Annotated in this window: 19 protein-coding genes and 2 rRNA genes; 15 read left to right on the top strand and 6 right to left on the bottom strand. The window is 65.9% G+C overall.

From position 1 onward, the window contains the following. Positions 1-131: 131 nt before the first annotated feature. From OH735_RS07755 to OH735_RS07740, 4 genes are all read left to right on the top strand, one after another. The gene (locus OH735_RS07755) at positions 132-1457 is read left to right on the top strand and encodes a CynX/NimT family MFS transporter (protein ID WP_406380596.1); all 1326 of its coding nucleotides are present in this window, start codon (positions 132-134) and stop codon (positions 1455-1457) included. 26 nt (positions 1458-1483) lie between these two features. Continuing rightward, entirely contained in the window at positions 1484-1594 is a 111-nt protein-coding gene (locus OH735_RS07750) for an SGM_5486 family transporter-associated protein (RefSeq protein ID WP_406386461.1), read from the top strand. 192 nt (positions 1595-1786) lie between these two features. Then, positions 1787-1993, top strand: coding sequence for a hypothetical protein (locus OH735_RS07745; protein ID WP_406380594.1), 207 nt, complete (start codon positions 1787-1789; stop codon positions 1991-1993). Positions 1994-2067: 74 nt separating this feature from the next. Beyond that, the gene (locus OH735_RS07740) at positions 2068-2586 is read left to right on the top strand and encodes a SixA phosphatase family protein (protein ID WP_383762465.1); all 519 of its coding nucleotides are present in this window, start codon (positions 2068-2070) and stop codon (positions 2584-2586) included. 92 nt (positions 2587-2678) lie between these two features. On the opposite strand, the gene serB is transcribed toward OH735_RS07740, so the two are convergent. Beyond that, a complete protein-coding gene (gene serB, locus OH735_RS07735; protein WP_406380592.1) occupies positions 2679-3935 on the bottom strand; it encodes a phosphoserine phosphatase SerB in 1257 nt (418 codons plus the stop codon). 465 nt (positions 3936-4400) lie between these two features. Here serB and OH735_RS07730 point away from each other — a divergent pair, with 465 nt between their 5' ends. Continuing rightward, the gene (locus OH735_RS07730) at positions 4401-6995 is read left to right on the top strand and encodes an FHA domain-containing protein (RefSeq protein ID WP_406380590.1); all 2595 of its coding nucleotides are present in this window, start codon (positions 4401-4403) and stop codon (positions 6993-6995) included. A gap of 111 nt (positions 6996-7106) precedes the next feature. On the opposite strand, the gene OH735_RS07725 is transcribed toward OH735_RS07730, so the two are convergent. Continuing rightward, positions 7107-7859, bottom strand: a complete 753-nt coding sequence (locus OH735_RS07725) for a transglycosylase SLT domain-containing protein (protein WP_406380588.1) — start codon at positions 7857-7859, stop codon at positions 7107-7109. Positions 7860-8524: 665 nt separating this feature from the next. Between OH735_RS07725 and OH735_RS07720 the strand changes: the two genes are divergently transcribed. From OH735_RS07720 to OH735_RS07710, 3 genes are all read left to right on the top strand, one after another. Continuing rightward, a complete protein-coding gene (locus OH735_RS07720; protein ID WP_406380586.1) occupies positions 8525-9670 on the top strand; it encodes a GAF domain-containing sensor histidine kinase in 1146 nt (381 codons plus the stop codon). Next, entirely contained in the window at positions 9663-10307 is a 645-nt protein-coding gene (locus OH735_RS07715) for a response regulator (protein ID WP_406380585.1), read from the top strand. Before OH735_RS07720 ends, OH735_RS07715 begins: the two co-directional genes overlap by 8 nt. A gap of 145 nt (positions 10308-10452) precedes the next feature. After that, positions 10453-10701, top strand: a complete 249-nt coding sequence (locus OH735_RS07710; protein ID WP_406380583.1) for a chaplin family protein — start codon at positions 10453-10455, stop codon at positions 10699-10701. 269 nt (positions 10702-10970) lie between these two features. Here the strand turns inward: OH735_RS07710 and OH735_RS07705 are convergent, their stop codons facing one another. Continuing rightward, complete coding sequence (locus OH735_RS07705) at positions 10971-11750, bottom strand: hypothetical protein (RefSeq protein ID WP_406380581.1); 780 nt, start codon at positions 11748-11750, stop codon at positions 10971-10973. A 143-nt stretch (positions 11751-11893) separates the two neighbouring features. On the opposite strand from OH735_RS07705, the gene OH735_RS07700 reads away from it, so the two are divergent. The 4 genes from OH735_RS07700 (at position 11894) to OH735_RS07685 (ending at position 15136) form a co-directional block, all read left to right on the top strand. Further along, a complete protein-coding gene (locus tag OH735_RS07700; protein WP_406380579.1) occupies positions 11894-12691 on the top strand; it encodes an ABC transporter ATP-binding protein in 798 nt (265 codons plus the stop codon). 104 nt (positions 12692-12795) lie between these two features. Beyond that, positions 12796-13224 (top strand): NfeD family protein, encoded by a 429-nt coding sequence (locus OH735_RS07695; protein WP_406380578.1) that lies wholly within the window; start codon positions 12796-12798, stop codon positions 13222-13224. A gap of 152 nt (positions 13225-13376) precedes the next feature. Further along, entirely contained in the window at positions 13377-14306 is a 930-nt protein-coding gene (locus OH735_RS07690) for an SPFH domain-containing protein (protein WP_266745381.1), read from the top strand. Positions 14307-14368: 62 nt separating this feature from the next. Then, positions 14369-15136, top strand: a complete 768-nt coding sequence (locus OH735_RS07685) for a sulfite exporter TauE/SafE family protein (RefSeq protein ID WP_406380577.1) — start codon at positions 14369-14371, stop codon at positions 15134-15136. 60 nt (positions 15137-15196) lie between these two features. Here the strand turns inward: OH735_RS07685 and OH735_RS07680 are convergent, their stop codons facing one another. From OH735_RS07680 to OH735_RS07670, 3 genes are all read right to left on the bottom strand, one after another. Further along, positions 15197-15703 carry an HNH endonuclease gene (locus tag OH735_RS07680; RefSeq protein ID WP_406380575.1) on the bottom strand — a complete coding sequence of 169 codons (507 nt, stop codon included), beginning with the start codon at positions 15701-15703 and terminating at the stop codon, positions 15197-15199. Positions 15704-15859: 156 nt separating this feature from the next. Continuing rightward, complete coding sequence (locus tag OH735_RS07675) at positions 15860-16390, bottom strand: YbhB/YbcL family Raf kinase inhibitor-like protein (protein ID WP_406380573.1); 531 nt, start codon at positions 16388-16390, stop codon at positions 15860-15862. Between the two features lie 52 nt (positions 16391-16442). Further along, on the bottom strand, positions 16443-17225 hold the full coding sequence (locus tag OH735_RS07670; protein WP_406380571.1) for a sporulation protein: 783 nt from the start codon (positions 17223-17225) through the stop codon (positions 16443-16445). 73 nt (positions 17226-17298) lie between these two features. On the opposite strand from OH735_RS07670, the gene OH735_RS07665 reads away from it, so the two are divergent. From OH735_RS07665 to OH735_RS07655, 3 genes are all read left to right on the top strand, one after another. Beyond that, on the top strand, positions 17299-17940 hold the full coding sequence (locus OH735_RS07665) for a DNA-3-methyladenine glycosylase (protein ID WP_406380569.1): 642 nt from the start codon (positions 17299-17301) through the stop codon (positions 17938-17940). Positions 17941-18604: 664 nt separating this feature from the next. Beyond that, positions 18605-20130 (top strand): 16S ribosomal RNA (locus tag OH735_RS07660). A gap of 310 nt (positions 20131-20440) precedes the next feature. Further along, a 23S ribosomal RNA gene (locus OH735_RS07655) occupies positions 20441-23565 on the top strand. The 16S and 23S rRNA genes sit together here, the layout of an rRNA operon. The last annotated feature ends 76 nt before the right edge of the window (positions 23566-23641 follow it).

The following is a 23641-nucleotide window of genomic DNA, read 5'->3' as shown; positions in this document are numbered from 1 at the left end:
GCTTCGGTGGTGGTTGCTGCGGGTGATGTGAGGGGAGAGACGTACGCGGTGGCTCTGCTGGTAATGAATGCTCTCAGAGGAGTATGTACAGGATTGGACAATCAATCATCCCATGATTCTATGATGACTCCATGCCCGACGACGAGACCCAGCCGCAGCACCGGACCCCGACCCGGACCCTGAGCCCCGCCACCACCGCGGACACCTCGACGAAAGCCCCGGCCCCGGAAGCCCCGCAGACCGCACAGGCCATGCAGAGCGCCCCCGGGCCGTCCCCGTGGTTGCTCCGGTTCGTCGCCATCGGCCTCGTCCTCGCCGCGCTCAACCTCCGTCCCACCATCACCAGCCTCGGCTCCCTCCTCGAAGAGGTGCAGGGCGGGTTGCACATGAGCGGCAGCGTCGCCGGCGTCCTCACCTCCGTACCGCCGCTCTGCTTCGCGGTCTTCGGTGTCATGGCGCCGCGCCTCGCCCGCCGCTTCGGCCCGGGCGCGATCGTCTGCGTCGGCATGATGGCCATCACGGCCGGTCTGGTGATCCGGCCGCTCGTCGGCGGCACGGTCGGCTTCCTCGCCGCGAGCGCCCTCGCTCTCATGGGCATCGCCGTCAGCAACATCCTCATGCCGGTGATCGTCAAGCGCTGGTTCCCGGACCGCGTCGGCTCCATGACCGGGCTCTACTCGATGGCTCTGGCCCTCGGTACCTCGCTCGCCGCCGCCGTGACCGTGCCCATGACCAGTGCGCTGGGCGGCAGCTGGCGGGCGGGCCTCGGCATCTGGGCCGTCCTCGCAGCGGTCGCGATCCTGCCCTGGATCCCGCTGGTACGGGACCGGCGCGGCGCCCCGGGGCAGCCCGCCCCCCGCCATCAGGAAGCCCCGGCGCTCAGGATCACCCGCAGCCGTACCGCGTGGTGCCTCGCCTGCTTCTTCGGCCTGCAGGCCACCGCCGCGTACATCACCATGGGCTGGATGCCGCAGATCTTCCGCGATGCGGGGGTCTCGGCCGGTACGGCGGGCGTGCTGCTCGCCGTGACCATGGCGATGGGCGTGCCGCTCGCGTTCGTCATCCCCCGGGTCGCCGGCGGCATGAAGAACCAGGGCCCGATCGTCGTCGTCCTCGGCGTCTGCGGCCTGATCGGATACGCCGGCCTGTACCTCGCGCCGACCGGCGGCGCCTGGGTCTGGGCACTACTGCTCGGCATCTCGAACTGCGCCTTCCCGCTCGCGCTGACCATGATCGGCATGCGGTCCCGCAGTGGCGCAGGAGTGGTCAGGTTGTCCGCGTTCGCGCAGTCCACCGGCTATCTGATCTCGATCCCCGGCCCGCTGCTCATCGGCGTGCTCCACCAGCACAGCGGTGGCTGGGGGCTGCCGATCGCGCTGATGGCGGGCCTCATGGTGCCGCAGATGGTGGTCGGGGTGCTGGCCGGGCGGGACCGGACGATCGAGGACGAATGCTGAGATGCGAGACTGGGCCCATGTCTCCTGTGCTCGATCCGAATCCCCAGAACGGTCAGAAGAAGCTTCTCCTCGTGCTCGGGGCGATGCTGCTGATCACCGTGGTCATCGCGGTGATCGCCTCGATCGCATCCCCCTGAATCCGCCTGAATCCATCTGAACCTGCCTGAACCCCCCTGAATCGCGTGGCCGACGACGGCCGGTGGTAGGGCCAGCACCACCGTCCCCTAGGGGGACAGGGTCAGGGTGAAGTGGGTGGGTCACCGGATGGGACCGGCACCCCCGAGTCCGTAGGTTCTGGGTATCGGAACCGATGACTCTCGGAGGCGGACATGCCGGCCCGTACGCACACCCGGTCCACCCACCCGGCCACGGGCAGCGTCGAGGTCCGCCTGCCGTGGTGGGCCATCGCGCTGCCCGCGATCGCCTTCGCCGCGCTCCTGCTCATGCTCGTGGGATCCGGCGACGCACACGCTGCGACGGCCGACCCCGCGCTCGGCCGGTTGCTTGAGCGAATCGTGGCCCTGATCACCGGCTGACGGCTTCCGCGCAGCCCGTGGAAGCCCTTCAACACCCTGCGCCGGGCCGCACATTTCGTGGGAAGCTGAGGTGTATGAGCGTCGACACACCTCGCAGGATCGTCCTTCTCAGGCATGCCAAGGCGGAATGGTCGCAGGACTCCGACCATGAACGGCCGCTCGCGGAGCGCGGCCGCAAGGATGCCCCCGTCGCAGGCCGCAAACTCGTCGACTCCGGGATCGTCCTCGATCTGGCCCTCTGCTCGACCGCCGCCAGGACGCGCGAGACGTGGAAACTGGCGGTGCACGAGATGCCGCACCGTCCCAGGACCGTGTACGAGGAGCGACTGTACGAGGCGTCTCCCGGCGAACTGATCGCCCTGATAAACGAGACCCCCGATGATGTGCACGACCTTCTCGTCATCGGCCACAACCCCGGGATGCACGCAGTCGCCGACGCCCTCTCGGAATCGGCCGAGGGCGACGCCCTGGCCCGGATGAACCGCGGCGGCTTCCCGACCGCCGCCTTCGCCGTCGTGGAATTCTCCGGCTCCTGGAAGGGCGTGGAGCACGGGGTGGGCAAGCTGGTCGAGTACTGGACCCCCAACGACTGATCCCGTCGTAGTACGAGCAGGGCCCTGGTGCGGAAACCACCGGGGCCCTGCTCGTACGTGGGTATGCGGGTACGCGGGTAAGCGGATACGCGTCAGTCGACGAGACCGTCGGCGGCCTCGACCTCCTCGCGCGTGACGCCGAGCAGATACAGCACGGTGTCCAGGAACGGCACGTTCACCGCGGTGTGCGCCGCCTCGCGGACCACCGGCTTGGCGTTGAAGGCCACTCCGAGCCCGGCGGTGTTCAGCATGTCGAGGTCGTTCGCGCCGTCGCCGATCGCGACGGTCTGCGCCAGCGGCACCCCGGCCTGCTCGGCGAAACTGCGCAGCAGCCGGGCCTTGCCGGCCCGGTCGACGATGTCGCCGACGACCCGGCCGGTGAGCTTTCCGTCGACCACTTCCAGGGTGTTGGCGGAGGCGAAGTCGAGCCCGAGCCGTTCCTTCAGATCGTCGGTGACCTGGGTGAACCCGCCCGAAACCACGCCCACTTGGTAGCCGAGCCGCTTCAGCGTACGGATCAGCGTGCGGGCCCCCGGGGTGAGCCGCACCTCGGCGCGCACCTTCTCCACCACCGACACGTCGAGCCCCGCCAGCAGCGCCACCCGCGCGTGCAGCGACTGCTCGAAGTCGAGCTCGCCGCGCATCGCCCGCTCGGTCACCTCGGCGACCTTGTCCTCGCAGCCGGCATGGGCGGCGAAGAGCTCGATGACCTCGTCCTGGATGAGCGTCGAGTCGACGTCCATGACGACCAGCCGCTGCGCCCGGCGGCTCAGCCCGGCCGACACGACCGCGATGTCGACGCCGATCCCGGCGGACTCCGTCGCCAGCGCCGTCCGCAGCTCCTCGGTCCCGGTGCCGGAGACCGCGAACTCGACTGCGGTGACCGGGTACTTCGCGAGCCGGAAGATCCGGTCGATGTTCCCGCCGGTCGAGGTGATCGTGGCCGCTATGGCGGCGGTCGACTCCGCGGTCAACGGGTGCCCGAGCACCGTCACATGGGAACGTCCGGAGCCACGCGGGCGGTTGTCACCCGTACCGGAGATGATCTCGGCCTGCAGCTTCAGCGAGTCGGCCCAGCTGTGCACGGTGGCCCGCAGGTCGCCCTCGGTGGTGCCGCCCGCGGTCGGGGCGGTGACCAGTGCGCACAGGACGATGCGGCCACGGGTGACGACCTGCTCGATGTCGACGACATCGACCGAGTAGGCGGCGAGGGTGTCGAAGAGCCCGGCGGTGATCCCGGGGCGGTCCTTCCCGAAGATCTTCACGAGAAGGGTGGGGGTGTCCGTGCCCTGACGGGACTCAGAGGGCTCAGGAGAGGGGGAAGGCTGAGGTGGCTGAGATGCGCTCATGGTGCTCCCACCGTATCGGTCCGCTCCACGGGCTCGGCGGCCCGTCCCGAGTACCGGACAGCGCGTCGTCGCCCCGTCTCCGCACGCCACCGGTACACAACACAGTGCGACGACGGACCGGACGCGCCCGGGTGCACCTGGCGACCACGGACCGGACGCGCTCGGGCACGCCCGGCGACGACGGATGGACGAGGATGACGGACCCGAGCAGTTCCGGAATTGGGTGGATCCTCCGAGTGGACGGAATCGTCCTGGGTCGGCCCGTTCACAGAAAGTTCGTAAGCACTCGTGCTCGCCTGCCGATCTCCGTACCGATCCATCCTGAGGCGACGGCACAACACCACAGGCCTCGGCAGGGTCTTCATCCTGCCCGACTTTCGTACAGGGGACTGCTCCTGGAATAGTTCCCCACGATGTTCAGCATCCCTAGACTCCCTGCAACGGGGGTAACTCGGGGGACAACTAGTGGGGCGCGGAGTGCCGGAACTCGTACTGGAATTGAATGGCAGGACCTGGACGCTCGATCCGTCCAGGTCGTACACCCTGGGGCGTGATCCGCAGGGCGACCTGACGATCGACGACGCCAGGGTGTCGTGGCGGCATGCCACGATCAGCTGGGAGGGCCACAGTTGGTTCATCGAGGACCACGGCAGCACCAATGGCACCTATGTGCAGGGCCGGCGAATCCATCAGCTTGAAATAGGGCCCGGCTCCGCCGTGCACCTGGGCAACGCCACTGACGGACCGCGGCTGAGCATCAGCGCCGCCGCGGACGCCGACGTGTACAGCGGGCAGGGCGCGGGTGCGCAGCAGGCCCCCGCCCAGCAGCCCCAGCAGGGTGGCGCGGGCTGGCCCGGTCGGCAGGCCGCCCCCGTCCCACAGCAGCAGCCGCAGCAGGGCTGGCAGCAGGCCCCCCAGGCCCAGTCGCAGCCGCAGCCCGCGCAGCCCCAGCAGCCCCACGTCCCGCACCAGCAGGGCCTGGCGAAAGCGCCGGTTGCACCCGGCGCGGGCGGGCCCGGCGATGCCGCGGGAGCCTCGCCGGTGTACGGCGACCGCAGCCCGACCACGTTCCACCAGCTGGCCCTCGGCCGCGTCATGCGCATCGGTCGTGCGCTCGAGAACGAACTGGTCGTCTCCGACCTCCAGGTCTCGCGCCACCACGCCGAGTTCCACGCGACGCCCGACGGCCGCTTCGAGATCCGTGACCTCGGATCCCACAACGGCACCTACGTCAACGGTCAGCCGCTCGCCAAGTCCGGCTCCGCGCTCATCGGTCCCAACGACATCGTCGGCGTCGGTCACTCGACCTTCCGCCTGGTCGGGGACCGGCTGGAAGAGTTCGTCGACACCGGTGAGGTCTCCTTCTCCGCCCGCCACCTCACGGTGACGGTCGACGGCGGGAAGCAGATCCTCAAGGACGTCTCCTTCGGCGTCCCGGAGAAGTCGCTCATCGCGGTCATCGGCCCGTCCGGCTCCGGCAAGTCCACCCTGCTCAAGGCGCTCACCGGCTACCGGCCCGCCAACCAGGGCGACGTCCTCTACGACAACCGGAATCTGTACAAGCAGTTCGCCGAGCTGCGCCAGCGCATCGGTCTGGTCCCGCAGGACGACATCCTGCACAAGGAACTCACCGTCACCAAGGCCCTCAAGTACGCGGCCAAGCTCCGCTTCCCCGCGGACACCACCGAGGCCGAGCGCGAGGCCCGGATCCTCGAAGTCCTCGCCGAGCTCAAGCTCGACATCCACAAGGACAAGAAGGTCACCTCGCTCTCCGGTGGCCAGCGCAAGCGTGTCTCCGTGGCCCTGGAGCTGCTCACCAAACCGTCGCTGATCTTCCTGGACGAACCGACCTCCGGCCTCGACCCGGGCATGGACCGTGACGTCATGCAGCTGCTTCGCGGCCTGGCCGACGACGGCCGTACGGTCCTCGTCGTCACCCACTCCGTGGCCGAGCTGGCGATCTGCGACAAGCTGCTCGTCATGGCGCCGGGCGGTTCCGTCGCCTACTTCGGCCCGCCGGAGGAAGCGCTCAACTTCTTCGGCTACACCACCTGGGCCGACGTCTTCTCCGCGTTCGAGAACTACCGCGACTACGACTGGGCGGGCCGCTGGCGCGGTTCGCAGCACTACCAGATGTACGCCGCGGACATCGACGCCGTTGCCGCGCAGTCCATACACATGCCGCCGCCGCAGCAGCTGCGCCCGCCGAAGCCGCAGAGCTGGACGGCCCAGCTGTGGACGCTGATGCGCCGCTACATCTCGGTGATCGCCTCCGACAAGGGCTTCATGGGCCTGATGGTGATCCTGCCCGCCGTGCTCGGCGTCGTCAGCGTGGTCATCCCCGCCGACTTCGGCCTGGCCCCGCCGAAGCCGCCGTCCCGGTTCAACGGAGCCGCCGGAACGATCATGCTGATCCTCGCGGTCGGCATGTGCTTCTCCGGTGCGGCGAACTCCGTACGAGAACTGATCAAGGAACGCGTCATCTACGAACGGGAACGGGCCACCGGTCTTTCCCGCTCCGCCTATCTGATGTCGAAGGTGATCGTCCTCGGCGTGATCACGGCCATCCAGGGCGTCATCATCTGTGGCATCGGCTTCGCCACCCGCGAGCTGCCCGCAGAGGGCCTGATCATGCCGCCGGCCGTCGAGCTCTGCGCGACGATCATCGTGCTCGGCTTCACCTCGATGATGTTCGGCCTGGTGATCTCCTCGCTGGTGAAGACCGCCGAGAAGACCATGCCGCTGCTGGTCATGTTCGCGATCGTCCAGGTCGTCTTCACCGGCATCCTCTTCCAGGTCTACGGATCGCCCGGCCTGGAGCAGTTCGCCTGGCTGATGCCGTCCCGCTGGGCCATCGCCGGCGTGGGCACGACGCTCGACCTGTCGCACCTCATGGCGCCGTGGGACCCGAAGAACCCGACCGACCTGGACCCGCTGTGGGAGCACTCGGCCGGTCAGTGGGGCATCAACATCTCGGTGCTCCTGCTGCTCGGCATCATTTGCGGCGTCGTCGTCGCGCGACTGCTGCGCCGCCACGAGCCGGAGGTCATGCGCAAGTAGGCGCGGACACACGCGTACGCATACGCCGGAGGGCGGCACCCCACGCGGGGTGCCGCCCTCCGGCGTATGCGTACGCGGCTCCTCAGGTCGTCCGAGGACGTCCGGACTCGATCAGTACGCGCTGTTGACGTTGTCGATCGAGCCGTACCGGTCGGCGGCGTAGTTGGCCGCGGCGGTGAGGTTGGCGACCGGGTCGTACTGGCTGAAGGCCGTGCCCGGGACGTGGTACGCGTCGAACGTCGGCTTGATGATCTGCAGCAGGCCGATGGACGGAACGCCGTTCCGCGCGTTGATGTCCCAGCCGTTGATCGCGTTCGGGTTGCCGCTGGACTCCCGCATGATGTTGCGGTGCAGACCGTCGTACGAGCCGGGGATGCCGCGCGACTTCATGATGTCCAGGGCCTCCCGGATCCAGCCGTCCAGGTTGTTGGCGTAGACCGGGGTACGGACCTCGGAACGGCTGGCAGCCTGCGTGCCGGTGCGCTTCTCGGCGACCGCCTCGGTCTTCACCCGGGCCTTCGCAGCGGCGGCGGCCTTGACCTTGGCGGCGGCCTTCGCCTTCGCCTCGACCGCGGCGGCCTTCTTGGCCCGCGCGAGGTCGGCGGCCTTCACCAGGTTCTCGGCGGTCGAGTGCTGCTCGATGAGGCTGGCCTGCAGTGCCTTGGCCTGCGGAGTACCGGCGACCGAAGTGAGAACCACGGGGGCGGCGGCCTCGGGGGCCTGGGCCTTGGGCTTGCCTTCGGCATTGGCGGGAACGAGCGAGAACGAGAGGGAGGCAACGGCGACGGCGGAGATACCCGCGACGGAGAGCTTCTGGGTCTTGTTCAGGCGACGGCGACGGCCGGGGATGCTGGACTCGGACATGCAGACGTACCTCTTCGAATCGCGGGAGTCCTCACGGAGGACGAAGACGGGAGGCGGTGTGTTCGCATCTCCGTCGGGGACGAGAGCAATTCTTAGCGCCAGCAAAATGGCGTGGCAAAGGTGTGACGTACGATCCCGGGTAGTGGATCACGACTCCGCTTGAACGCGGCGGTTCGCGCTCGTGCTCACTGATGTGGGACTTAGGATCCACTAGCAGGCTTCGTAAGTGACGTGGGTCCTATGCCCGGCCTCACATCGACCGCGTATCAAACTCACCAACGGTTGCTCACGCAATCCGGAGTGTGAGGATCCGGTTCTCGGGGGCCGGATGGACGTCTTTCTCTCGGGCCCGACAGGACCCGGCCTCCGCACCGGACGGCGCTGTGCCCCGTACGGGAACGCAGTAGAACCGCGCACCGGACCGGACCGGGAGATCGCGGCAGGACCCCGTACCGGACCCCGGCAGGACTCTGTACCGGACCGGACCGGGAGATCCCGGCAGGACCCCGCACCGGACCCCGGACCGGGCTTCGGCAAAGCCCCGTACCAGTACCGGACCGGAAAACCGCCGTCCCCGCCCCCGGCCGGACCTAGTCCCTGCGCCCTAATCAGCGGCCGTCCACAGGCCGATACGGCGTCCGTACCCCCGCCGGTACGGTGAGGCCATGAGTCATCGCCCACCGTCGGGTCTCGCAGCGGTGAGTGCCGCGCTGCTCGCCATGAGCCGGCCTCTCGAAGTGCGCGACGTCCTGAAGACGATCGTCGCCTCGGCCCGCGAACTGCTGGACGCCGAGTACGCGGCCCTGGGCGTGCCCGACGACCACGGCGGCTTCGCCCAGTTCGTCGTCGACGGCGTCAGCGACGAGCAGTGGAAGGCCATCGGCCCGCTGCCCCGGCAGCACGGCATCCTCGCCGCGATGCTCCACGAGGCGAAGGCCGAGCGCCTCGCCGACGTCCGCAAGGACCCCCGCTTCGAGGGCTGGCCCGCCGCCCACCCCGACATGTCCGATTTCCTCGGCCTGCCCATCCGGGACGGCGACGAGATCATCGGCGCACTCTTCCTCGCCAACAAGCGCTGCCCCAAACCCGAGGGCAGCTGCGGTTTCACCGCCGAGGACGAGGAGCTGCTGTCGATCCTCGCCCAGCATGCGGCGATCGCCCTCACCAACGCCCGGCTGTATGAACGCAGCCGGGAGCTCACCATCGCCGAGGAGCGCTCCCGGCTCGCCCATGAGCTGCACGACGCTGTCAGCCAGAAGCTGTTCTCGTTGCGGCTGACGGCCCAGGCCGCCACCGCGCTGATCGACCGGGACCCGGCCCGCGCCAAGGGCGAGCTCCACCAGGTGGCCGCGCTCGCCGCGGAAGCCGTGGAGGAGCTGCGCGCCGCCGTCGTCGAACTGCGCCCGGCCGCGCTCGACGAGGACGGCCTCGTCGCCACCCTCCGCACCCAGATCCAGGTCCTGGACCGCGCGCACTCGGCCCGGGTCACCTTCGAGAGCCTGGGCGTACGGGCCCTGCCGGCTGCCCAGGAAGAGGCGCTGCTCCGGGTCTCCCAGGAGGCCCTGCACAACGCGCTGCGCCACTCGGGCGCCGAGCACGTCGGCGTCACTCTGGCCCGGCACGGCGGCGGCACACTGCTGCGGATCATCGACGACGGCAGCGGTTTCGAACCCGCGGCGACCCGGCAGGCAGGCCGCCACCTGGGCCTGGTGTCGATGCGGGACCGCGCGAGCGGGGTCGGCGGAAGACTCACCGTTGAATCGGCGCCCGGCAAGGGCACCACGATCGAGATGGAGGTACCCGGTGGCTGACAAGATCATCAGGGTGCTGCTGGTCGACGACCACCAAGTGGTCCGCCGCGGTCTGCGTACGTTCCTGGAGGTGCAGGACGACATAGAAGTGGTCGGTGAGGCGTCCGACGGGGCGGAAGGAGTGGCCAGGACCGAGGAGCTCCGTCCCGACGTCGTCCTGATGGACATCAAGATGCCCGGCACGGACGGGATCGAGGCCCTGCGCAGGCTCCGCGAGCTGGAGAACCCGGCCAAAGTCCTCATCGTCACCAGCTTCACCGAGCAGCGCACCGTGGTCCCCGCCCTGCGGGCCGGAGCTTCCGGGTACGTATACAAGGACGTCGACCCGGACGCCCTGGCCGGCGCCATCCGCTCGGTGTACGCGGGCCACGTCCTGCTTCAGCCGGAGGTCGCGGGAGCCCTGCTTGCCCAGGACGACGCGGGCAGCGGTACGGGCCGGGGGAGCACCCTCACCGAACGGGAGCGGGAAGTGCTGGGCCTCATCGCCGACGGCCGCTCCAACCGCGAGATCGCGCGGGCCCTGGTCCTCTCCGAGAAGACCGTCAAGACACACGTCTCGAACATTCTGATGAAGCTGGATCTCTCGGACCGGACCCAGGCGGCCCTCTGGGCCGTCCGGCACGGGGCGGCGGGCTGACCGGCGCCGGAAGCGGACCGTCTCACTCCGGGCTGAGATTCATACTGTCGGGTGGATGTCACCCGGACGGCGCAACCTGTCCGGCTCCGAGGCGTTCTCCAGGTGCTGCGGCGGCTGGTCGCAGCCACGCTAGGAGGATTCTGAAGTGAAGAACCTGAAGAAGGCCGCTGCCGTCACCATGATCGCCGGTGGAATCATCGCCGCCGGTGCGGGCGCGGCCTCCGCCACCGGCCACGGCGCCGGCGCCCACGGTGCAGCGACCCACTCCCCGGGCGTGGCCAGCGGCAACGTCGTCCAGGTCCCGGTGCACGTCCCGGTGAACGTGGTCGGCAACACCGTCAACGTGATCGGCCTGCTCAACCCGGCCTTCGGAAACTTCGGTCTGAACGGCTGACCGACCAAGGCCCTGTGTCGTCGGCCGGGCACATCAAGCCCGCCCGGCGACCCCCACCCCCAAGCGCACGTGACACACTCAACATCCCCCCGACACACTCAAGAGCGCCCCTGGCACCCTCAAGCGCACCCCCGGCACTCTCAAGAGCGCCCGGCACCCGGCACTCTCAAGCCCGTCCGGCGATTGAGGACAAAACAGCACCCCGACATGCCGGACACAAAGCACCCAGGACGCCCAGGCACAACCACCCCCCGCCGGCCGGCCAAGGCCTACCGCTCCCGCTCCTCCACATACGCGTTGTACGCGGCAACCTGCGCCCGCCTCGCCACCCGTTCCACCGGCCTCAGCGCCTCTCCCCGAGCCGCGATCTCCGACGCGCTCACCGCCCCGCCGTGCCCGTTCTCGTACGCCACCGAGATCAGCAGCCCGACCCGCTGCGCCAGCTCCAGCACCCGCACCGCCCGCGGCGGATACCCCGGAGCCAGCACCTCGCGCCCCAGCTCCGTCCGCGCCCGGTACGCATGCACCGCCGCCTCCGCCACCGGCCCGGAACCCGCCACATCCAACCGCGACAGCACCGCCGTGGCATCCCGCAACGCCTCGGCGAGCTCCCGCTCGGCCTCACCCAGCGACGGCACATCGGCCGGCGGCGCCTCCCGCACGGGCAGACAGCGCCACACCACCTCGACGTACAGATCCCCCTCCGGCCCCACCTCGTGGACCTCGGGAACCAGCCCGTACGGCGCACCGAACGCGACCACCGCCTCCTCGGCCTCCAACGCCCGCGCGTTGAAGTCCGGCGGACCGCTCAGCCCCAGCGGATGCCCGGGAGCCGGCAACGCGACCCGGAAACCGGTCACCCCCAGTGCCCGCAACCGCCCGAGCGCCAGTGTGAGCCCGACCGGCCCCGCCTCGCCCGGCAGCCCCTCCACGCGGTGCACCGCGTCCTCCCCGACAATGGCGAGCGCCGCGTCGTCCGGCGACACCAGCCCCGCCAGAAGCGCGTTTCCCCAAGCGGCCAGCAGTCCTGAGCGTGGTTCCGAAAGCATGGCAACAGCCTAGGGAACGGAGCAGGGGCCTGTCCTCACACGGGCCCAGCGCCTGACGCACTCCTGCGGTGGCGTAGATTTCCCTGGGAGCTGTGCCCACAGGCACGCGACGATCTCGACACTGCATGGGGAGACAACGCGCCATGAGCGATGTACTGGAGCTGGTGGACGTATCCGTGGTCCGCGACGGACGCGCTCTGGTGGACGACGTCTCCTGGCAGGTCAAGGAGGGGGAGCGCTGGGTCATCCTCGGCCCGAACGGCGCCGGCAAGACCACCCTCCTCAACATCGCGTCCAGCTACCTCTTCCCGAGCACCGGTACCGCCAAGATCCTCGGCGAGCAACTCGGGGGCGTCGGCACCGATGTCTTCGATCTCCGCCCCCGCATCGGTATCGCGGGCGTTGCCATGGCCGAGAAGCTGCCCAAGCGCCAGACCGTTCTGCAGACGGTGCTCACCGCCGCCTACGGCATGACCGCCACCTGGCACGAGAACTACGAGGCCGTCGACGAGGAGCGCGCCCGCGCCTTCCTCGACCGCCTCGGCATGAACGAGTACCTCGACCGCAAGTTCGGCACCCTGTCCGAGGGCGAGCGCAAGCGCACCCTCATCGCCCGCGCCATGATGACCGACCCCGAACTGCTGCTCCTCGACGAGCCCGCCGCGGGACTCGACCTCGGCGGCCGCGAGGACCTGGTCCGCCGCCTCGGCCGACTGGCCCGCGACCCGTACGCCCCTTCCATGATCATGGTGACCCACCACGTCGAGGAGATCGCCCCCGGCTTCACCCACGTCCTGATGATCCGCCAGGGCAAGGTGCTCGCCGCGGGCCCCATGGAGACCGAGCTCAGCTCCCGCAACCTCTCCCTCTGCTTCGGACTGCCGCTGATCGTCGAGCACACCGGCGACCGCTACACGGCCCACGGACTCCCGCTCTCCTGAAACAGAACCGGCCCGGCAGAGCAGAGCCCGCCCAGCCAGACCCTCTCCGACCAGACCCTCTTGCGCCCTGTCCGCGAGGGCACCCGCGGTCCTACCATGACCACGTGGACATCGACGCGTGGGTGTGGTGGCTGATCGGCGCGGTGGGACTGGGCATCCCGCTCGTCCTGACCGCGATGCCCGAGTTCGGCATGTTCGCCGTCGGAGCGGTCGCCGCGGCGGTCGTCGCGGCACTCGGCGGCGGCATCGTGGCCCAAGTACTGGTATTCGTCGTGGTCTCCGTGGCGCTCGTCGCCGTGGTCCGGCCGATCGCCGCCAGACACCGTGCCGACCGGCCCCAACTGGCCACCGGCATCGATGCGCTGAAAGGCCGTCAGGCGGTCGTCCTGGAACGGGTCGACGGCAGTGGAGGCCGGATCAAGCTGGCCGGAGAGATCTGGTCCGCCCGCGCATTCGACGGGGACCAGAGCTTCGATCCGGGCCAACAGGTCGACGTCGTCGAGATCGACGGCGCCACAGCAGTCGTCATGTGACCGAACCACCCACGCGACAGAGCACGTTCTGTCAGACTCGATATCGATGATCATGAGATCGGGACCGTCCGGACACAGACATACGGCCCCTCCCAGGATCTCGACCTCGATCATCGCGATCCATCGGCAACCGAAGGGCAACGAGGAACACGATGCAACCGATCATCATCGTCCTGATCATTCTGGTGGTGCTCGTCTTCATCGCCCTGATCAAGACGATCCAGGTCATTCCGCAGGCCAGCGCCGCCATCGTGGAGCGCTTCGGCCGCTACACCCGCACGCTCAACGCAGGCCTGAACATCGTCGTTCCATTCATCGACTCGATCAGGAACCGCATCGACCTCCGTGAACAGGTCGTGCCCTTCCCGCCCCAGCCGGTGATCACCCAGGACAACCTCGTCGTCAACATCGACACGGTCATCTATTACCAGGTGACCGACGCGAGGGCCGCGACCTACGAAGTCGCCAGCTACATCCAGGCGATCGAGCAGCTCACCGTCACCACCCTCCGCAACATCATCGGCGGCATGGACCTGGAGCGCACCCTGACCTCCCGCGAGGAGATCAACGCCGCCCTCCGCGGAGTCCTCGACGAGGCAACCGGCAAGTGGGGCATCCGCGTCAACCGCGTCGAGCTCAAGGCGATCGAGCCGCCCACCTCCATCCAGGACTCGATGGAGAAGCAGATGCGCGCCGACCGTGACAAGCGCGCTGCGATCCTCCAGGCCGAAGGAACCCGGCAGTCCGCGATCCTCACCGCGGAGGGCGAGAAGCAGTCCGCGATCCTGCGCGCCGAAGGTGAGGCCAAGGCCTCGGCCCTGCGCGCCGAGGGCGAGGCCCAGGCCATCCGTACGGTCTTCGAGTCCATCCACGCCGGCGACCCGGACCAGAAGCTCCTCTCGTACCAGTACCTCCAGATGCTCCCGAAGATCGCCGAGGGCGACGCCAACAAGCTCTGGATCGTGCCCAGCGAGATCGGCGACGCCCTCAAGGGCCTCAGCGGCGCCTTCGGCAACCTCGGCAACGGCGTCCCCGGATTCGACACCGGCAAGGAACGCCGGGAACAGCCCCCGGTCGACTGACGCGTACACGCCCTCGTGCATGATCAGTGCACCAACCACCGATCATGTACGGGGGATTCGTCATGACCATCTGGGAGATGTTCGCCGTCTTTGTTGCGGGCATCAGCGCCGGCACGATCAACACGATCGTCGGATCGGGAACGCTGATCACTTTCCCAGTGCTGCTCGCCACCGGTCTGCCCCCGGTCACCGCCACCGTCTCCAACGGCCTCGGCCTGATTCCCGGCTCCGTCAGCGGTGCCATCGGCTACCGCGCGGAACTCGCGGGGCAGGGCCGCCGCGTCCTCAAGCTCGCCATCGGTGCCCTGGTCGGCGGCCTCACCGGCGCCGTCCTCCTGCTGACCCTGCCCTCCACGGCCTTCGAGACGATCGTCCCGATCCTGGTGGCCCTGGCCCTCGTCCTGGTCATCCTGCAACCCCGCATCAGCAAAGCGGTCCAGCGCCGACGCGAGCACGACGGTACTTCCGCACGCCCCGACGGCGGCCCGCTCCTCTTCGTCGGACTCATGCTCGCCAGCGTCTACGGCGGCTACTTCACCGCCGCCCAGGGGATCATCTACCTCTCCCTCATGGGCATGCTGCTCGACGACACGATGCAGCGCCTCAACGCCGTCAAGAACGTCCTGGCCGCCATCGTCAACAGTGTCGCCGCGCTCTTCTTCCTCTTCGTCGCGGACTTCGATTGGACGGCCGTCGTACTGATCGCCGTCGGCTCGGCACTCGGCGGCCAGATCGGCGCCAAGGTCGGCCGCCGCCTCAGCCCCACCGTCCTGCGCGTCCTCATCGTCGCCGTCGGCACGGTCGCCATCGTCCAGCTGCTGCTCCGCTGACACACGGAAGCCCGCCCCCACAGGAGACGGGCTTCCGGTAAGACAACATGCGTACGCCGATTACGCTGCAGTGCGGTCCAGCCACTCCGGCAGCGCCGACCGCTCACCCGCCCCCAGCGCCAGCAGCATCGCCTCCGCCGGAGACGGCACGAACGGCTGCCGCAGCAGCGGCATCCCCGCCTGCTCCGGCGTCCGGGCCGCCTTGCGGTGATTGTCCTCCGCGCAGGACGCCACCGTGTTGAGCCAGGTGTCCTGCCCGCCCTGGGCACGCGGCACCACATGGTCGACGGTGCTCGCCCGCCGCCCGCAGTACGCGCACCGGTGCTGGTCCCGTATCAGCACGCCCCTTCTGGACCATGGGGCCTGTCTTCGGAACGGCACCCGTACGTACCGGCAGAGCCTGATCACCCGGGGCACCGGAATATCGACGGCGGCACCACGCATACGGAGCTCGGGGTGCGACTGCTCGACGACGGCCTTGTCCTGCAGAATCAGCACCACCGCACGGTTCAGCGTCACCGTCGACAGCGGCTCGAAGCTCGCGTTCAGTACCAGCGTGTCCCGCATCTCGCCCACCTCCCGTGTGCCACCCGCCCCCTGGCAGGCCCGGATCAACTCTGGCTGGGCAGGCCGTGATGGACAACGCAATAAAAAATGCCCTGCCCTGATCTCTCCAAGACCAGGGCAGGGCAAACAGGAAGCGAACTCTCGGCTCACCGGGTACTAGGCAGGCCCTGTGTACTCGCCGATCAGCTGAGCACGGCCCAGCGTGTGGAACCGCAGATTGAATCCGACGACCGCGGGCGACGCATCGCTGTCGACCCCCAGCTTCTCGGTGTCCACCGCGTACACGGTGAAGACATAGCGGTGCTTCTCCCCGGCCGGCGGAGCGGCACCGCCGAATTCCTTCGACCCGTAGTCGTTACGGACCTGAACGGCACTCGCCGGCAGCCCTTCGAACTTTCCGCTGCCCGCACCGGCCGGCAGTTCCGTGACCGACGCCGGGATGTCGAAGACCACCCAGTGCCAGAATCCGCTGCCCGTCGGAGCATCGGGATCGAAACACGTCACGGCGAAACTCTTGGCGCGGTCCGGGAACCCCTCCCATCGCAGCTGCGGCGACGTGTTCCCGGCCGCGAACACCTGGGCATCCGCCAGCACGGACCCGGGGGCGAGGTCCTCGCTCACCACGGTGAACGACGGCACCTCGGGATGGAAGTCGTGCGGCAGCGGCGCCCTCTTCTGCTCGGTCACGTCAGCACCTCTCCTGATCGCTCTCCTGCTGTCAGCAGGTTTCCCCCCGACCCTAGAGCCAGTTGCGCCGACCGCCGACCTGGGCGAGCCACTGGTTGAGGTACGCCGCCCAGTCGGTCTCGTGGAAGTCGTTCAGCCCGACCTTGAACGCGCGGTACGAGTCGCTGCCCTCGCTGAAGAGCCCCGCCTTCTTGTCCATCTCCAGGACGACGTCCATCTCGCGGTCATCCGCGACGAACGTCAGCTCCACCTGGTTCAGCCCGCGGTACTGCTGCGGCGGGAAGAACTCGATCTCCTGGTAGAACGGCAGCCGCTGCCGCGTACCGCGGATGTGGCCGCGCTCCATGTCCGCACTGCGGAAGCCGAAACCGAGCTGCCCGAAGGCGTCGAGGATGGCCTGCTGGGCCGGCAGCGGGTGCACATTGATCGGGTCCAGGTCGCCCGAGTCCAGCGCCCGCGCGATCTCCAGCTCCGTGGTCACGCCGATGTTCATGCCGTGCAGATGCTGACCGGCGAACATCGTGATCGGCGTCTCCCAGGGAATTTCGAGCCCGAAGGGTACGACGTGCACGGCACCGGCCCGCGCCTCGAACGCGCCACCGAGCCGAAGCTTGGTGAACTCGATGTCCTGCTTGGTCTCCGTGTCCTGGCCCTCGACCTCGACTCGGGCCTGCAGACCGACGGAGACTCCCTCGATCTGCTGATCCACGGATCCGCCCTGGATCCGCACCTCGCCCTGGACTACCCCACCCGGTACGACGTTGAGTTCGGTCAGCTCGGTCTCCACCGAAGCACCACCGGCACCCATGCTCGCGAGCAGCCGCTTGAAGCCCATGTTTACTCCTCCTTGGTCCTGCCCCCTAGATACGCGCCACGACAGTAGACGGTTCCCGGTACCCTCGAACGCCATGATCGAGGGCCCGGACCGTACTCCCCTGACACGCGACTTCTTCGACCGCCCCGTACTGGAGGTGGCACCCGACCTCCTGGGCCGGACCCTGGTACGCACCACTCCCGACGGCCCCATCGAACTCCGCCTCACCGAGGTGGAGGCCTACGCAGGCGAGATCGACCCCGGATCGCACGCCTTCAGAGGCCGCACTCGACGCAACAGCGTCATGTACGGACCACCCGGCCACGCGTACGTCTACTTCACCTATGGCATGTGGCACTGCCTCAACCTGGTGTGCGGCCCCGAGGGCAAGGCAAGTGGTGTTCTGCTCCGCGCCGGACGCATCCAGGTCGGCGCAGACCTCGCTCGCAAACGTCGAATCTCGGCCCGCAATGACAAGGAACTGGCCAAAGGCCCGGCGCGACTGGCCACCGCCCTCGACATCGACCGCGCACTCAACGGCACCGACACCATCGCCCACCCCGGCGCCCCGCTGGTCGTACTGCACGGGGCACCACCGCCCCGCGACCGGGTACGCAGCGGCCCGCGCACCGGAGTGGGCGGCGACGGATCCGTACACCCCTGGCGCTTCTGGATCGACGGAGATCCCACGGTGAGCCCCTACAAGGCCCATGTGCCACGCCGCCGCGCGACTTGACTCCTCCTCGGGGGCCGCCTAATGTAGCCCGAGCCGCTTGAAACGGGTACTGCTGTCGGTACGGTCCATCGGACCGCCCCGAGCATCCGGAAGCGGCCAACCACTACCTACGACTCACCCTGGCGGGTGCGAATTCGGCATGCCGTAATTCGACCCCATCGACTCGATTATGAGTCGCCAGAAGAATCGGTTAATGTAGTGGACACGCCGAAAGGCAAGGCCATTCCAAAGGTCGCCAGAATTCAAATTCGAGCCGGAAACGGAACGAAATGAGTCTGGTAAGGTTGGAACCGCCGGAAAGGGAAACGCGAAAGCGGAGAACTGGAAAGCAACCCCGCTTCGACCGGGAATCGGACACGAAAGAGTCTGATAGAGTCGGAAACGCAAGACCGAAGGGAAAAGCCCGGAGGAAAGCCCGAGAGAATGTTCTACGGGTGAGTACAAAGGAAGCGTCCGTTCCTTGAGAACTCAACAGCGTGCCAAAAGTCAACGCCAGATATGTTGATACCCCGGCCTGCTTCGGCAGGTTGGTGGTTCCTTTGAAAGTCCCACGGGGTCAATGACCCGGTGGGCAATTTACACAGCGAGGACGCTGTGGACGATCGGTCTTATTCCGGCTGATCGTTCCGCTCTCGTGTTGTGTTGTCCCGATTACGGGAAAACATTCACGGAGAGTTTGATCCTGGCTCAGGACGAACGCTGGCGGCGTGCTTAACACATGCAAGTCGAACGATGAAGCCCTTCGGGGTGGATTAGTGGCGAACGGGTGAGTAACACGTGGGCAATCTGCCCTTCACTCTGGGACAAGCCCTGGAAACGGGGTCTAATACCGGATAACACTCTGTCCCGCATGGGACGGGGTTGAAAGCTCCGGCGGTGAAGGATGAGCCCGCGGCCTATCAGCTTGTTGGTGGGGTGATGGCCTACCAAGGCGACGACGGGTAGCCGGCCTGAGAGGGCGACCGGCCACACTGGGACTGAGACACGGCCCAGACTCCTACGGGAGGCAGCAGTGGGGAATATTGCACAATGGGCGAAAGCCTGATGCAGCGACGCCGCGTGAGGGATGACGGCCTTCGGGTTGTAAACCTCTTTCAGCAGGGAAGAAGCGAAAGTGACGGTACCTGCAGAAGAAGCGCCGGCTAACTACGTGCCAGCAGCCGCGGTAATACGTAGGGCGCAAGCGTTGTCCGGAATTATTGGGCGTAAAGAGCTCGTAGGCGGCTTGTTGCGTCGGTTGTGAAAGCCCGGGGCTTAACCCCGGGTCTGCAGTCGATACGGGCAGGCTAGAGTGTGGTAGGGGAGATCGGAATTCCTGGTGTAGCGGTGAAATGCGCAGATATCAGGAGGAACACCGGTGGCGAAGGCGGATCTCTGGGCCATTACTGACGCTGAGGAGCGAAAGCGTGGGGAGCGAACAGGATTAGATACCCTGGTAGTCCACGCCGTAAACGTTGGGAACTAGGTGTTGGCGACATTCCACGTCGTCGGTGCCGCAGCTAACGCATTAAGTTCCCCGCCTGGGGAGTACGGCCGCAAGGCTAAAACTCAAAGGAATTGACGGGGGCCCGCACAAGCAGCGGAGCATGTGGCTTAATTCGACGCAACGCGAAGAACCTTACCAAGGCTTGACATACACCGGAAAGCATCAGAGATGGTGCCCCCCTTGTGGTCGGTGTACAGGTGGTGCATGGCTGTCGTCAGCTCGTGTCGTGAGATGTTGGGTTAAGTCCCGCAACGAGCGCAACCCTTGTTCTGTGTTGCCAGCATGCCCTTCGGGGTGATGGGGACTCACAGGAGACTGCCGGGGTCAACTCGGAGGAAGGTGGGGACGACGTCAAGTCATCATGCCCCTTATGTCTTGGGCTGCACACGTGCTACAATGGCCGGTACAATGAGCTGCGATGCCGCGAGGCGGAGCGAATCTCAAAAAGCCGGTCTCAGTTCGGATTGGGGTCTGCAACTCGACCCCATGAAGTCGGAGTTGCTAGTAATCGCAGATCAGCATTGCTGCGGTGAATACGTTCCCGGGCCTTGTACACACCGCCCGTCACGTCACGAAAGTCGGTAACACCCGAAGCCGGTGGCCCAACCCCTTGTGGGAGGGAGCTGTCGAAGGTGGGACTGGCGATTGGGACGAAGTCGTAACAAGGTAGCCGTACCGGAAGGTGCGGCTGGATCACCTCCTTTCTAAGGAGCACTTCTTACCGGGCTTTGCCTGGTCAGAGGCCACTACGTCGGCAAATGTCCGACGGTGGTTGCTCATGGGTGGAACGTTGACTATTCAGTACCTGGTGGTTCAACCGGGTCGTAAGTACTGCTCCTTGGAGCGTGGAAAGCGAACCGGATGAATTACGGGTACTGGGCGCGCTGTTGGGTGTCTGAAGGTATGGCCGCAAGGTTGCCTTCAAACGCCGGCCCCAGTGAACTCGCCTGCATGGGCGAGGTGATGGGTGGCTGGTCGTTGCTTGAGAACTGCACAGTGGACGCGAGCATCTGTGGCCAAGTTTTTAAGGGCGCACGGTGGATGCCTTGGCACCAGGAACCGATGAAGGACGTGGGAGGCCACGATAGGCCCCGGGGAGCTGTCAACCAAGCTTTGATCCGGGGGTGTCCGAATGGGGAAACCCGGCAGTCGTCATGGGCTGTCACCCGCTGCTGAACACATAGGCAGTGTGGAGGGAACGAGGGGAAGTGAAACATCTCAGTACCCTCAGGAAGAGAAAACAACCGTGATTCCGGGAGTAGTGGCGAGCGAAACTGGATGAGGCCAAACCGTATGCGTGTGATACCCGGCAGGGGTTGCGCATGCGGGGTTGTGGGATCTCTTTTTCATAGTCTGCCGGCTGTGAGACGAGTCAGAAACCGTTGATGTAGGCGAAGGACATGCGAAAGGTCCGGCGTAGAGGGTAAGACCCCCGTAGCTGAAACATTGACGGCTCGTTTAAGAGACACCCAAGTAGCACGGGGCCCGAGAAATCCCGTGTGAATCTGGCGGGACCACCCGCTAAGCCTAAATATTCCCTGGTGACCGATAGCGGATAGTACCGTGAGGGAATGGTGAAAAGTACCGCGGGAGCGGAGTGAAATAGTACCTGAAACCGTGTGCCTACAAGCCGTGGGAGCGTCGCTGTTGTTCTTCGGAGCAACAGTCGTGACTGCGTGCCTTTTGAAGAATGAGCCTGCGAGTTTGCGGTGTGTTGCGAGGTTAACCCGTGTGGGGAAGCCGTAGCGAAAGCGAGTCCGAATAGGGCGGTTGAGTAGCACGCTCAAGACCCGAAGCGGAGTGATCTAGCCATGGGCAGGTTGAAGCGGAGGTAAGACTTCGTGGAGGACCGAACCCACCAGGGTTGAAAACCTGGGGGATGACCTGTGGTTAGGGGTGAAAGGCCAATCAAACTCCGTGATAGCTGGTTCTCCCCGAAATGCATTTAGGTGCAGCGTCGTGTGTTTCTTACCGGAGGTAGAGCACTGGATAGGCGATGGGCCCTACCGGGTTACTGACCTTAGCCAAACTCCGAATGCCGGTAAGTGAGAGCGCGGCAGTGAGACTGTGGGGGATAAGCTCCATGGTCGAGAGGGAAACAGCCCAGAGCATCGACTAAGGCCCCTAAGCGTACGCTAAGTGGGAAAGGATGTGGAGTCGCAGAGACAACCAGGAGGTTGGCTTAGAAGCAGCCATCCTTGAAAGAGTGCGTAATAGCTCACTGGTCAAGTGATTCCGCGCCGACAATGTAGCGGGGCTCAAGCGTACCGCCGAAGTCGTGTCATTCGTACATGTATCCCCAACGGGAGTACGGATGGGTAGGGGAGCGTCGTGTGCCGGGTGAAGCAGCCGCGGAAGCGAGTTGTGGACGGTTCACGAGTGAGAATGCAGGCATGAGTAGCGATACACACGTGAGAAACGTGTGCGCCGATTGACTAAGGGTTCCTGGGTCAAGCTGATCTGCCCAGGGTAAGTCGGGACCTAAGGCGAGGCCGACAGGCGTAGTCGATGGACAACCGGTTGATATTCCGGTACCCGCTTTGAAACGCCCAATACTGAATCAGGCGATGCTAAGTCCGTGAAGCCGGCCCGATCTCTTCGGAGTTGAGGGTAGTGGTGGAGCCGACGAACCAGACTTGTATTAGGTAAGCGATGGGGTGACGCAGGAAGGTAGTCCAGCCCGGGCGGTGGTTGTCCCGGGGTAAGGGTGTAGGCCGTGTGGTAGGTAAATCCGTCACACGTTAAGGCTGAGACCTGATGCCGAGCCGATTGTGGTGAAGTGGATGATCCTATGCTGTCGAGAAAAGCCTCTAGCGAGTTTCATGGCGGCCCGTACCCTAAACCGACTCAGGTGGTCAGGTAGAGAATACCGAGGCGTTCGGGTGAACTATGGTTAAGGAACTCGGCAAAATGCCCCCGTAACTTCGGGAGAAGGGGGGCCATCACTGGTGAGGAGACTTGCTCTCCGAGCTGGGGGTGGCCGCAGAGACCAGCGAGAAGCGACTGTTTACTAAAAACACAGGTCCGTGCGAAGCCGTAAGGCGATGTATACGGACTGACGCCTGCCCGGTGCTGGAACGTTAAGGGGACCGGTTAGCCGACTTTCGGGTCGGCGAAGCTGAGAACTTAAGCGCCAGTAAACGGCGGTGGTAACTATAACCATCCTAAGGTAGCGAAATTCCTTGTCGGGTAAGTTCCGACCTGCACGAATGGCGTAACGACTTCTCGACTGTCTCAACCATAGGCCCGGTGAAATTGCACTACGAGTAAAGATGCTCGTTTCGCGCAGCAGGACGGAAAGACCCCGGGACCTTTACTACAGTTTGATATTGGTGTTCGGTTCGGCTTGTGTAGGATAGGTGGGAGACTTTGAAGCGGCCACGCCAGTGGTTGTGGAGTCGTCGTTGAAATACCACTCTGGTCGTGCTGGATGTCTAACCTGGGTCCGTGATCCGGATCAGGGACAGTGTCTGATGGGTAGTTTAACTGGGGCGGTTGCCTCCTAAAGAGTAACGGAGGCGCCCAAAGGTTCCCTCAGCCTGGTTGGCAATCAGGTGTTGAGTGTAAGTGCACAAGGGAGCTTGACTGTGAGACCGACGGGTCGAGCAGGGACGAAAGTCGGGACTAGTGATCCGGCAGTGGCTTGTGGAAGCGCTGTCGCTCAACGGATAAAAGGTACCCCGGGGATAACAGGCTGATCTTCCCCAAGAGTCCATATCGACGGGATGGTTTGGCACCTCGATGTCGGCTCGTCGCATCCTGGGGCTGGAGTCGGTCCCAAGGGTTGGGCTGTTCGCCCATTAAAGCGGTACGCGAGCTGGGTTTAGAACGTCGTGAGACAGTTCGGTCCCTATCCGCTGTGCGCGTAGGAATATTGAGAAGGGCTGTCCCTAGTACGAGAGGACCGGGACGGACGAACCTCTGGTGTGCCAGTTGTTCTGCCAAGGGCATGGCTGGTTGGCTACGTTCGGAAAGGATAACCGCTGAAAGCATCTAAGCGGGAAGCCTGCTTCGAGATGAGTATTCCCACCAACTTGATTGGTTAAGGCTCCCAGTAGACGACTGGGTTGATAGGCCAGATGTGGAAGCCCGGTAACGGGTGGAGCTGACTGGTACTAATAGGCCGAGGGCTTGTCCTCAGTTGCTCGCGTCCACTGTGTTGTTCCCGGGTTGCGAACAGTCGCACCGGTTGAACAGTTTCACTACTTAATTGAA

Origin of the sequence: Streptomyces sp. NBC_01618 (assembly GCF_045209435.1) — a bacterium.
Classification (GTDB): domain Bacteria; phylum Actinomycetota; class Actinomycetes; order Streptomycetales; family Streptomycetaceae; genus Streptomyces.
The sequence above is the reverse complement of the archived record's forward strand: the minus strand, read 5'-3'. Positions and strand labels throughout refer to the sequence as shown.